The following is a 240-nucleotide window of genomic DNA, read 5'->3' as shown; positions in this document are numbered from 1 at the left end:
GCCGGCGATCGGTGGCCTCGATGGCGTTCCCACAGGCCATCCCCTGCAGCGGCGCGGCCTCGGGGGAGCGCAGGGCGAGCCCGGCGACGATCGACGGGGCGCCGAACCGCAGCACCGTGGGGCCGACGGCGGTCGTGACGACGTCGGGCGACGCCACCTCCTCCGCCCCCACGGCGGGGTTCGTGCGGGTGTTCACCGCACGGGACCCGGGAACGGCGGGGTCGGTTCCTCCTGGGCCGG

Annotated in this window: 1 pseudogene; it reads right to left on the bottom strand. The window is 77.5% G+C overall.

Features of this window, described 5'->3' with window-relative positions:
* Nucleotides 1–196 (bottom strand): annotated as a pseudogene (locus KVS71_RS18530) (mannitol-1-phosphate 5-dehydrogenase); the annotation flags it as partial.
* Between the last annotated feature and the right edge of the window lie 44 nt (nt 197–240).

It is taken from the genome of Microbacterium sp. GbtcB4, from assembly GCF_019091465.1.
GTDB classification, from domain to species: Bacteria; Actinomycetota; Actinomycetes; order Actinomycetales; family Microbacteriaceae; genus Microbacterium; species Microbacterium paraoxydans.
This window is presented reverse-complemented; position numbering and strand designations above follow the sequence as displayed.